This is a genomic window from Actinosynnema pretiosum, from assembly GCF_024171695.1.
GTDB classification, from domain to species: Bacteria; Actinomycetota; Actinomycetes; order Mycobacteriales; family Pseudonocardiaceae; genus Actinosynnema; species Actinosynnema pretiosum.
Window position 1 is genome coordinate 23,807 of sequence record NZ_JAMTCF010000015.1, and the last position, 10,679, is coordinate 34,485.

9 protein-coding genes are annotated in these 10,679 nt (G+C 74.7%); 8 read left to right on the top strand and 1 reads right to left on the bottom strand.

The annotated features are described in order from the left end of the window. Positions 1–18: 18 nt before the first annotated feature. From LV78_RS41090 to LV78_RS27990, 5 genes are all read left to right on the top strand, one after another. Complete coding sequence (locus tag LV78_RS41090) at positions 19–147, top strand: hypothetical protein (protein WP_301307470.1); 129 nt, start codon at positions 19–21, stop codon at positions 145–147. Positions 148–245: 98 nt separating this feature from the next. Continuing rightward, complete coding sequence (locus LV78_RS27975) at positions 246–1,439, top strand: HAD-IIIC family phosphatase (RefSeq protein ID WP_253848796.1); 1,194 nt, start codon at positions 246–248, stop codon at positions 1,437–1,439. After that, on the top strand, positions 1,432–2,094 hold the full coding sequence (locus LV78_RS27980) for an O-methyltransferase (RefSeq protein WP_253848646.1): 663 nt from the start codon (positions 1,432–1,434) through the stop codon (positions 2,092–2,094). Before LV78_RS27975 ends, LV78_RS27980 begins: the two co-directional genes overlap by 8 nt. A 177-nt stretch (positions 2,095–2,271) precedes the next feature. Then, on the top strand, positions 2,272–5,025 hold the full coding sequence (locus LV78_RS27985; protein WP_253848648.1) for an ATP-binding protein: 2,754 nt from the start codon (positions 2,272–2,274) through the stop codon (positions 5,023–5,025). Between the two features lie 24 nt (positions 5,026–5,049). Beyond that, positions 5,050–6,186 (top strand): acyltransferase family protein, encoded by a 1,137-nt coding sequence (locus LV78_RS27990; protein WP_253848649.1) that lies wholly within the window; start codon positions 5,050–5,052, stop codon positions 6,184–6,186. A gap of 13 nt (positions 6,187–6,199) precedes the next feature. Here LV78_RS27990 and LV78_RS27995 read toward each other — a convergent pair whose 3' ends face one another. Then, a complete protein-coding gene (locus LV78_RS27995; RefSeq protein WP_253848797.1) occupies positions 6,200–6,538 on the bottom strand; it encodes a YciI family protein in 339 nt (112 codons plus the stop codon). 203 nt (positions 6,539–6,741) lie between these two features. Here LV78_RS27995 and LV78_RS28000 point away from each other — a divergent pair, with 203 nt between their 5' ends. The 3 genes from LV78_RS28000 (at position 6,742) to LV78_RS28010 (ending at position 10,627) form a co-directional block, all read left to right on the top strand. Next, complete coding sequence (locus LV78_RS28000; RefSeq protein WP_253848650.1) at positions 6,742–8,766, top strand: carbamoyltransferase family protein; 2,025 nt, start codon at positions 6,742–6,744, stop codon at positions 8,764–8,766. 284 nt (positions 8,767–9,050) lie between these two features. Then, complete coding sequence (locus LV78_RS28005) at positions 9,051–9,416, top strand: hypothetical protein (protein WP_253848651.1); 366 nt, start codon at positions 9,051–9,053, stop codon at positions 9,414–9,416. A 320-nt stretch (positions 9,417–9,736) separates the two neighbouring features. Further along, on the top strand, positions 9,737–10,627 hold the full coding sequence (locus LV78_RS28010) for an ROK family protein (protein WP_253848798.1): 891 nt from the start codon (positions 9,737–9,739) through the stop codon (positions 10,625–10,627). Positions 10,628–10,679 lie beyond the last annotated feature (52 nt).

Below are 10,679 nucleotides of genomic sequence, written 5' to 3' on the forward strand. Positions count from 1 at the left end.
TGAGTACCGGCGACCTCCGTGACGGTGCCGTGGGCGGTGGCACGGGCGGCGACGGCCTCAGTGGCGGCGGTGTGGGCGGTGGCGGTGCTGGTAGCGGCGATCCGGGTGGTGACGGCGTGGGGGGCGGCGATCTGGGTGCCGGTGTGACTGGCGGCGACCTGGGTGGTGACGGCGTGGGTGGTGACGGCGCTGGAAGCGGCAGTGCCAACGTCGGCGGCGCAGGCGGTGGCAGCGCGAGCGGTGGCCTGGTCAAGTGCCTGGTGTGGGACCTGGACGACACGCTCTGGCGCGGCACCCTCGCCGAGGGCGACGCGCCGGTGCTGGACGAGCGGGTCCGGGCCGCGATCGTCGAGCTGGACGCGCGCGGCGTGCTCCAGTCCGTGGCCAGCCGCAACGACCCCGAGCCCGCCCTCGCCGCCCTGGAGGCGCTGGGCGTCGCCGAGTACTTCGTGCTGCCCGAGATCGGCTGGGGCGCCAAGTCCGCCGCCGTCGCCCGCATCGCCGACCGGCTCGGCTTCGCGCACCGCGCCATCGCGTTCGTCGACGACCGGCCCGCCGAGCGCGCCGAGGTCGCCTTCCACCTGCCCGAGGTGCGCTGCTACCCGGCCGAGCGCGTGCTGGAGCTGTGCTCGCTGCCCGAGTTCAGCCCCGCCGTCGTCACGGAGGACGCCCGCAACCGGCGCGCCCTCTACCGGGCGGGCTTCGCGCGCGGCGCCGAGCAGGCCGCGTTCACCGGGCCCGACGAGGAGTTCCTGCGCTCGCTGGGACTGGTGCTGCGGATCGGCCGGGCCCAGCCGGAGGACCTGCACCGGGTCGAGGAGCTGACCGCGCGCACCAGCCAGATGAACGCCACCGGCGTGCACTACCCGCACGGCGAGCTGCGCGCCCTGCTGGACGACCCGGCGCACGAGGTGCTGGTGGCGAGCCTGACCGACCGGTTCGGGCCGCACGGCGCGATCGGCATCGTCCTGCTGGAGCGGCACACCACCGCGTGGCACCTGAAGCTGCTGGCGACCTCGTGCCGCGTGGTGCCCTACGGCGTGGGCAGCGTGCTGCTGGACTGGCTGTCCGGGCAGGCGCTGGACGCGGGCGCGCACCTGGTGGCCGACTTCCGGCGCACGGACCGCAACCGCATGATGGAGATCGCCTACCGCTTCGCCGGGTACGACGACGCCGACTGCGCCTGCCGCGCCGAGCTGGCGGCGATGAGCGGCGATCCGAGGAACCCGGCCGCCGAGAACCCCGCCGCCGGGCCCCTCGCCGCCGGTGCTCCCGCCGTCCAGGGCAGCGCCTCCCGGAGCGCCGCCGCCACCGTCCCCGAGGCGCGTGCCGCCGCGAACCCGGTGCGGCGGCTGCACCTGCTCCCCGTGCCCCGACCCGCCCCGCGCGCGGTCACCGTCGAAGCCCCGTCGCTGCTGGAGGTGCCCGCCCGTGGGTGAGCAGGTCGTCGTCACGCCCGCGCTGCTCGACTACGTCCGCGAGGTCTCCCAGCCGGAACCCGCCGCGCTGGCCGAGCTGCGCGCCGAGACCGCGCTGCTCCCCGGCGGCGGCGTCCTCCCCGTCCCACCGGGGGAAGGCGCTTTCCTCGCCCTGCTGGTCGCGCTCACCGGCGCCCGGTTGGTCGTGGAGGTCGGCACCTTCACCGGGTGCAGCACGCTGTGCCTGGCCTCCGCCCTCCCCGACGGCGGACGGGTGATCACCTGCGAGCTGAGCCCCAAGTGGCCCGCGATCGCCCGGCCGCACTGGGAGCGCGCGGGCGTCGCGGACCGGATCGAGGTGCTGGTCGGCGACGCCGCCGACAGCCTCGCCGGGCTGACCGGCGAGCTGGCAGGCCGGGTCGACCTGGTGTTCGTGGACGCGGACAAGGCCGGGTACCCGCGCTACTACGAGCTGGCCGTCGAGCTGGTGCGCCCCGGCGGGCTGGTCGTCGTGGACAACACCCTGTTCGCAGGCCGGGTCGCCGATCCCGCCGCGGTGGACCCCGACACCGAGGGCGTCCGGGAGCTCAACCGCAGGATCGCCGCCGACGACCGGGTCCAGGCCGTGCTGCTCGCGCACGCCGACGGCATGACCCTGGCCCGGCGCACCGGTTGAGGTTTCCGCACCAGTGCGCACAGTGAGCGTGTCGATACATACGGTAGGGGGAAAAAGCCGCTGCGAACTCCCGAGCGCGCACCGGTCGCGAGTACCGTCCCGACGGTCCCGAGCGGACCCGCCCCAGCGGAGCGGCGGCAAGCGACCCGGAGCAACCACGCGCCTTGGAGACCAGTGATGCGCTTTCAGCTCTTGGGGCCGCTCGAAGTCGTCGACCGGTCCCGGCCGGTGGCGCTCGGCGGTGCCAAGCAGCGTGCCGCGCTCGGCTACCTGCTGCTGCACCCGAACAGCGTGGTGCCCACCAGCAGCCTGCTCAAGGCGCTGTGGCCGCAGGACATGCCGCCGACCGGGCGCAAGATGCTCCAGAACGCGGTCGCCGCCCTGCGCGGCGTGCTGTCCGCCGCCGGTGACGGGCCCGGCGCGCCCGCCCTGCTCACCCACACCCCCGGCTACCTGCTGCGCGTGGACCCGGAGGACGTGGACCTGAGCCGCTTCCGCAGGCTCGTCCACGCCGGGCGCGCCGACCTCGCGGCGGGCTCCTGGCAGCGCGCCGCCCGCACCCTGCGCGACGCGATCGGGCTGTGGCGCGGGCCGCTGCTGGCCGACCTGGTCGAGCAGGGCGTGGAGTGGCCCGAGCTGGTGGCCGTGCGCAACACCCGGCTGGCCGCGCTGGAGGACTGCGTCGAGGCCGAGTTCGCGTCCGGCCGCTACGGCGAGATGATCTACGAGCTGGAGCGGTGGGTCGAGGCCGAGCCGCTGCGCGAGCGGCTGTGCGGCCAGCTCATGCGGGCGCTCTACCACTGCGGCAGGCAGGCCGACGCGCTCGGCGCGTACCGGCGCACCAAGGCCAGGCTGGTGGAGGAGCTGGGGCTCGACCCCGGCCGCGAGCTGCGCGAGCTGGAGCGGGCGATCCTCAACCAGGAGGTCCCGCACCGGCTCCCCGCACCGGCCCGGCGCGAGGCGCTGGCCGCCGCGCGGTCCGGACCGGCCGAGGTCGGCGGGCCGGTCGCCGCGCCCCCGGTCGGGATCGCCCAGCAGCGGCAGGCGCCCCCGGAACCCGCGCCCGCCGCGTTCACCCCGCCCGCGCCGGTGCCCCCGCCGCCCGTGCCGCCCGCGCAGACCGCAGAGCTCAAGCACGTCAGCGTCCTCATGGTCCTCACCCGGTTCGAGCACGACGTGGCCGCCGCCCCGCCCGAGGAGGTGGACGACGCGCTGAGCGGCGTCGCCGCCGCGGTGCGCGAGGAGGTAGAGCGCGCGGGCGGCGTCGTCACCGCCAAGGCGGCGTCGCTGATCGTCGCCCTGTTCGGCTCCACCCGCAGCGGCGAGGACGACGCCACCAGGGCGGTGCGCGCCGCGCTCGCCGTGCGCGACCGGCTCGCCTGCGGACCGCGCGGGTCCGAGCCCGCCGCGCTCGGCGTCACCGCCGCCGTCGCCACCGGGCACGCGCTGGTGCGGCGCCACCCCGAGCGCGCGCCCGAGGTCGGCGGCGGCGTCCTCGACCGCTGCATGAGGCTGCTCGCGCACGTCTCGCCGGGCGAGGTCCGGGTGTGCGAGGAGACCAGGGGCGCCAGCGAGGGCGCCATCGGCTACGACGGCTCCCACGACCCGGTGCGCGGCTCGTGGGCCATCGGGGCCAGGCAGGGCGCGGGCGGGCCCCCGGCGGTGCCGCCGCTGGTGGACCGGGACCGCGAGCTGGCCCTGCTGCGCGGGCTGCTGGAGCAGGTCGGCCGCAGGTCCAGGACCCACCTGGTGACCGTGCTCGGCGAGCCGGGCATCGGCAAGAGCAGGCTCGTGGACGAGTTCCAGCGCGTGGCCGAGACCTCGACGACCGTCGTGGTCCGCTGCCCCCGCCTCGGCGGAGGGGGCGACCTCGCCCCGCTCGCCGCCGCGCTCGCCCCGCGCATGGGCATCGGCCCCGCCGACCCGGTCGGGCTGGTCGCCGCCAAGCTCGCCGCCGCAGCGCGCGGCAGCGGCGGCGCGGGCGAGCGCGCGGACCGGTTGCTGGCCAGGCTGCGCGTCCTGTTCGGGCTCGACGTGCCCGACGCGCTCCCGGACGGCTCGTTCGCGGCGTGGCGGCACGTGCTGGAGGACCTCGGCGGCGCGGACCCGCTCGTGCTCGTCCTGGAGGACCTGCACTGGGCCGGTGAGGCGCTGCTGGACTTCGTCGACCACCTCACCGCCGAGGCGACGTCGTTCCCGCTGCTGGTCGTGGTCACCGCGCGCCCCGAGCTGTTCGACCGGCGCCCGTCCTGGGGCGGCGGCAAGGCCGAGGCCAGCACGATCACGCTCGACCCGCTCGCCGACCAGGACGTCGAGCGGCTGCTCACCGCCCTGTGCGGGCGGCGCGGTCCCGCGTCCGCCACGACCGACGAGGCGCGCGCCGCCTACCGCGCGGTGATCGCCCACATCGGCGGGAACCCGCTGTTCGCCGTCGAGTACGCCAGGGTGCTCGCCGACGCGGGAACCCCGCAGGGGGGCGGCGGGCAGTCGCCGCCGCTGCCGCCGCTGGTGCGCAGGGTCGTGGCGGCCCGCATCGACAGCCTGCCCGCCGACGCCAAGGCGGTGCTGCTCGACGCGGCCGTCCTCGGCGACGACCTGTGCGAGGAGGGGGTGCGCGCGCTCGGCGGCGGCGCCGTGCCCGACGTGGCGCGCGCGCTGGAGCACCTGGAGCGGCGCGAGGTCCTGCGCCGGGACCGGGACGCCGAGCGCGCCACCGCCTACGCGTTCCGCAGCCCGCTCGTGCGCGACGTCGCCTACCTGACCATCCCCCAGCACGCCCGAGCCGAGAAGCACCGGCGAGCGGCCGACTGGTTGGAGCGCGTGCCCGGTCACGACGCGCTGCGGCTGGTCCACCACGGGCTCAGGTCGGGCGGGTGCCGCCCGACCGAGCCCCCGCCCGTGCTCCCGCAACCCCGGCAGCACGCGCGCTGATCCCCACAGACAGGGAGCCCAGCAATGACCCCCGGTCCCGTCCTCCCCCCTCGGCTGCCCTCCCTCACCGGGATCCGCGCGCCGCTGGCCGTGCTCGTGTTCGTGGCCCACGCGCTCGGCTCCGCCCGGTTCTTCGCCGACGACCCGATCAACTCGCTCGGGTTCCTGCTGCCCTACGGGCCCGCCGCGCTGTCGCTGTTCTTCGTGCTCAGCGGGTTCGTGCTGGTGTGGTCGGAGCCGTGGCGCGAGGGGGTGGGCCCCTACTTCCGGCGCCGGGTCGTGCGCATCCTGCCCACCCACGTGCTGACGTGGGGCGCGGTGCTGCTGCTCCTGGCGGCGCTCGGCCCGCTGCCGCTGCTCGGCGCCCTGCCCGAGGTCGGGCCCGCGCTGGTCAACCTGTCGCTGCTCCAGTCGCTCGTGCCGCTGCCCGACTACCTGCTGTCGGTGAACGGGATCAACTGGTCGGTGTCCTGCGAGGTGGTGTTCTACCTGCTGCTGCCGCTGCTGTCCCGGCCGCTGCTGCGGGTGCCCGACCACCGGTTGTGGGCGTGCTTCGGCGCGCTCGCCGCGGTGGTGCTGGTGCTGCCCGGCGTGATCGGGGCGCTGGTGGACGGGCCGCCGTGGGCGCTGTGGCCGCCGCTGTCGTTCGAGCAGGCGTGGCTGGTGAACTTCTTCCCGCTGACCCGGTTGCCGGAGTTCCTGATGGGGGTCGTGCTCGCCAGGATCGTGGCCACCGGGCAGTGGCGGCCGGTGCGGGCCCTGTGGCCGCTGCTGGGGGTGGCGGCGGTGTGGGCGCTGCTGCCGGTGCTGCCGCAGGTGTACGCGCGCAGCGCGATCGCGGCCGTCCCGCTGGCGCTGCTCGTGCCGATCATCGCCGTGCGGGACCTGGAGGGGCGGCCGTCCTGGCTGGCCCGGCCGTGGGTGCGGGTCGCGGGGGACATGAGCTACGCGACGTACCTGCTGCACTGGCCGCTGCTGGCGGTGGCCAAGCACGTCACGGGGGACCGGCTGCTCGGCCTGGGGGAGGGGCTGCTGCTGGTGGCGGCGCTGTACGCGCTCACCCAGGGGCTCAGCCTGCTGCTGCACCGGTGGGTGGAGCGCCCGCTGCTGCGGCGCGCCCACCGGCCGAGGCGGTCGCCCGCCCCGGACCCGGCGGGGTGAGCCCGCCCGCGCGTCAGACCGCCGCGAGCGCCCTGACCTCCACCACGTTCAGCTTCGCGTCGGGCACGCGCGCCGCGATCTCCAGCGCGCGGTCCTCGTCGGCGCAGTCCACCACGAAGTACCCGGCCAGGTAGCGGTCCTCGTCGGTGAGCGGGCCGCGCGCCACGTCGGCGCGGCCGTCGCGCACCCGCACGGACACCGCGTTCCTGCGGTGGGTGAGCGGGGAGCCGTGGCAGTGCTCGCCGGTGGCCTCGATCTCCTCGGTGAACGCGGCGTACTCGGCCAGGAACTCCTCCTTGTCGGCCTGCGTCAGGGTCTGCCACCGCTCGTCGCTGGTGTGGATGAGCAGCATGTACTTCACGGGGGCCTCCTCGCGCCGGGGACGTGCGGACAGCAGTGAAACCAGGGGTTCCTCGGGCTGTCAATCGTCTGTGGCGCAAGGGATTACCACCTGATTGACAAGCGGTGGAAACGGCAACTGCCAACCACGCCCGCGCGGTCTACCGTCCGAAGTGGAGTTCCGCTACCCCCGTCCCCTCCACACGGATTGGCCCGGTGACAGAGACCATGCTCGTGCTCGGCCTGAACGGCAACTTCTCGACCTCGGCCGAGGAGCTGGTGCCGGGGATGCTGGAGTTCTTCTTCCACGACTCGTCGGCGAGCCTGCTGCGCGACGGCGAGCTGCTGGCCGCCGTGGAGGAGGAGCGGTACAACCGGATCAAGAAGACCACCCGGTTCCCCAGCGCGGCGGCGCGGGCCTGCTTCGAGGAGACCGGGCTGCGGCCCGAGGACGTGGACGCGGTGGCGTTCTACTTCCCCGAGGACCACGTGGACAACGTGCTCGGCCAGCTCTACTGCCAGAGCCCCGCCGTGCCGCTGCGGTACTCGCGCGACCTGGTGCGCGACCGGCTGCGCAGCGAGCTGGGCTGGGACCTGCCGCCGGAGAAGCTGCACTACGTGCCGCACCACCTGGCGCACGCGATGTCCTCGTTCGGGCACTCCGGGTTCGAGTCGGCGCTGACCGTCGTGTTCGACGGCCGGGGGGAGAGCTCGTCCGGCACCGTCTACCGGATCGGGCCCGGCGGGGTCGAGTCGCTGGCCTCGTACCCGGTGCACCAGTCGCTGGGGTTCTGGTACCTGTTCGGCACGCAGCTGCTCGGCTACGGCTTCGGCGACGAGTACAAGGTGATGGGGCTGGCGCCCTACGGCGACCCGGCCCGGTACCGGTCGGTGTTCGAGTCGCTGCGCACCTTGACCGAGGACGGCGGGTACGACCTGGCGGGCAACCTGGTCACGCCCAACTCGTTCATCCCGGAGATGCTCGCGACCGGGTTCGCGCCGCGCCGCAAGGGCGAGGAGTTCACCCAGGACCACAAGGACTTCGCCGCCGCGCTGCAGGAGAACGTGGAGCAGGTCGCGCTGCACGTGATCCGGCACTGGGCCGAGCGGACCGGTGAGCGGGCGCTGTGCTTCGGCGGCGGGGTCGCGCACAACTCCAGCCTCAACGGGGTGATCCTGCGGTCGGGGCTGTTCGACCGGGTGTTCGTGCACCCCGCGTCGCACGACGCCGGGGCCGGGACCGGGGCCGCCCTGGCGGTGGAGCACCGCTTGTCCGGGCGGGTGCCCCGCGTCGCGCTCCACCGGGCCGACCTCGGTGGCGGGCTCGGGGACGAGCGGGACGTCGTGCTCAAGCTGAAGAGCTGGGACGGCTTCGTCGAGCTCGTGCACCGGGCGGCGGACGTGGAGGACCTGGTCGACACCTCGGCCAGGCTGCTCGCGGACGGCGCGGTGCTCGGGTGGGCGCGCGGCAGGTCGGAGTTCGGTCCGCGCGCGCTGGGCAGCCGCAGCATCGTCGCCGACGCCAGGCCCGCCGCGAACCAGACCAGGATCAACGCGATGGTGAAGAAGCGGGAGAGCTACCGGCCGTTCGCGCCCGTGGTCACCCCCGACGCCGCCGCCGAGTACTTCGAGATCCCGGACGTCGAGGCCGAGCTGGGGTTCATGTCGTTCGTGGTGCCCGTGCGGCCCGAGCACCGGGCCGGGCTGGGCGCGGTGACCCACGTGGACGGCACGGCGCGGGTGCAGGTGGTGACCTCGCGGGCGAACCCGGCGTTCCACCGGCTGGTGGAGCGGTTCGGCGAGCTGACCGGCACGCCGGTGCTGCTGAACACCTCGTTCAACAACCACGCCGAGCCGATCGTGCAGACCTTCGAGGACGTGCTGACCAGCTTCCTGACCACGGAGCTGGACTACCTGGTGGTCGGCGACTCGGTGGTCCGCAGGCGCCCGGACTTCCTGGGAGCCCTGGACGACGCGGTGATCCGGTTCCGCCCGGAGACCAGGGTGGTGGGCCGGGTGCGCTTCCCGGTCGGCGGCGGCCGGGTGGAGGAGCACGAGGTCTTCCTGGAGTACGCGGAGGGCCCGCGCAAGGCGGTCTCCGCGCGGGCGCACGGGTTGCTGGCGCGGGTGGACGGGACGAGCACGGTGGCCGAACTGGCGGGCGACGAGGTGGACGACGACCTGAGGCGGGAACTGCTCGACCTGTGGACCGACCGGTACTTCGTGCTGGGACCTGCTTAGGGCCTGGGCTCGCCGGGGACTCGGGCTCGTCTGGGACTCGTACTCGTACGCGGGGAGGGGACGGGGCACGCGGCTAGGCGGCGTGCGTCACGGCAGCGTGTGGCACGGCACGCAGGCATGGCAGGGCATAGCAAGCAGGCGCGGCGGCGCAAGGCGACGTGGCGTGGCGCGTGGCAAGGCGGAGCAGGGTGCGGCTGTGCCATGTGCGGTGAGGCTGCTGCGGACGGCGTTCCGAGTGGTGGGTCGTTCGCCGGGTTTGGTGTGGTGGTGGAGGAGGACGTGGCGTGGCCGCAGGGGCGGTGGAGTCTGTGCTGGCCAAGGCCGAGGTGGAGCGGCTCGTCGCTCGGTTGGCGCTGGTGGGTGAGGGACGTGATCCGCTGGTCGCGGCTGCCGCGTCCTGCCTGGCCGCAGTCGCGCTGCTGTGCGAGGCCTGGGAGCAGCGGGGCGCCGAGGGCGGGGGTGATGTACTCCGAGGGCAGGGCGCGGAGTCCTGCCGCGAAGCCCTGGGCGCCACCAGGGCTGCTGTTGAGGCGACCCGGTTCGCGCTGGTGGAGATGAACGATCGGGCGCGGCGGGCGGTTGGGGAACGGGTGGCTTCGGGACGAACGGACGACGTTCGGGTGCCCAACGTGCGAACGGCTGCGGACTAGTACCGACAGCTCGTACCGGGGGTGCGGAGGTTCGTACCGGGGCGTGCGGACGGGCTCATACCGGGGTGGCCGGACGGCTCGTGTCGGGAGGTCATCCGGGTCGCCGTGCGCTGAGAACTCGGGCTGGGCAGCCGAGAACATGTGTCGGTGAGCTGTGAGCTGTGAGCTGTGAGCTGTGAGCTGTGAGCTGTGAGCGTGGCGCTGCGAGCTGGGGCGCTGTTTGCCGGGGTGCGGGGCGGGTGGCCGCGCCTCGGGGTTGTGGGGGGTTCGGTGGCTGGGCGTCGCGGGGGCGGGGTGGCGGTGTGAGTGGTGCGGGTGGGGTGGTCGGGGTTGATCTTGGGGGGACCAAGGCCGCTGTTCGGGTTGTCGGTGGGGACGGTGGTTCGCACGACAGCGTGGTGCTGTGGGAGACCGGTGCTTCCGCCCGCGAGGACCTCGCTCTGCTCGCTCGGACAATCGAGCGGGCTTGTGGGGAAGTAGGGGATGCGGAGGGTGGTGTGGTGTCCGTCGGGGTCGCGGTGCCCGCCACGCTCGATCGCTCCGGAACCGTGGTCGCCTGGCCGGGACGACCCGCTTGGGTCGGGGTGGACGTGCTCGGTGCGCTGGGTGCGATGTTCCCCGGCGCCTCGGTGCGGCACGGGGACGACGGCGACCTCGCGGCGCTCGCCGAGGCCGACGCCGCAGGGTGCGGTGATCTGCTGTACGTCGGCGTGGGCACCGGGGTCGGTGGCGGGATCGTCTCGGGTGGACTGCCGCTGAACTCGGGCGCCTCGTGCGAGGTCGGGCACGTGGTCGTCGAGCGGGGTGGCGCCCGGTGCGACTGCGGGCGGCGCGGGTGCGTGCAGGCGTTCGCGTCCGGGCCCGCGATCCTGCGCGGGGCTGCTGCCCGAGGCGGGCGGGTCGAGGGGCTGGGTGACGTTCGGGACGGTGTCGCGCGCGGGGAGGAGTGGGCGGTGGCGGCCTTCGAGGACGCCGCGTCCGCGCTGGCCGCGCTGGTGATCGGGGTGGGGGAGCTGGTCCGGCCCGAGTTGGCGCTGATCGGTGGTGGCGTCACCACCGCGTTGCCCGGACTTGTGCCCGCTGTCGCCGAGCGGGTCGCGGGGCTGGGCAGGACCGGACACCCGGTGCCGTCGGTGCGACCGGCGGTGCTCGGGGCCGAGTCCTCGTTGCACGGGGCACTTGTCCTGGCGGGTAAGGGAAATCGGGAGTAGCGCGACGACCGGGTGCGCGGGACCGGCGAGATGTTCGGCCTCGGTGGTGTCC

Bases quoted from the DNA above. Each gene is read 5' to 3' on its own strand.
- LV78_RS27985 (WP_253848648.1), top strand. From the start codon at position 2,272: ATGCGCTTTCAGCTCTTGGGGCCGCTCGAAGTCGTCGACCGGTCCCGG.
- LV78_RS27990 (WP_253848649.1), top strand. From the start codon at position 5,050: ATGACCCCCGGTCCCGTCCTCCCCCCTCGGCTGCCCTCCCTCACCGGG.
- LV78_RS27995 (WP_253848797.1), bottom strand. From the start codon at position 6,538: ATGCTGCTCATCCACACCAGCGACGAGCGGTGGCAGACCCTGACGCAG.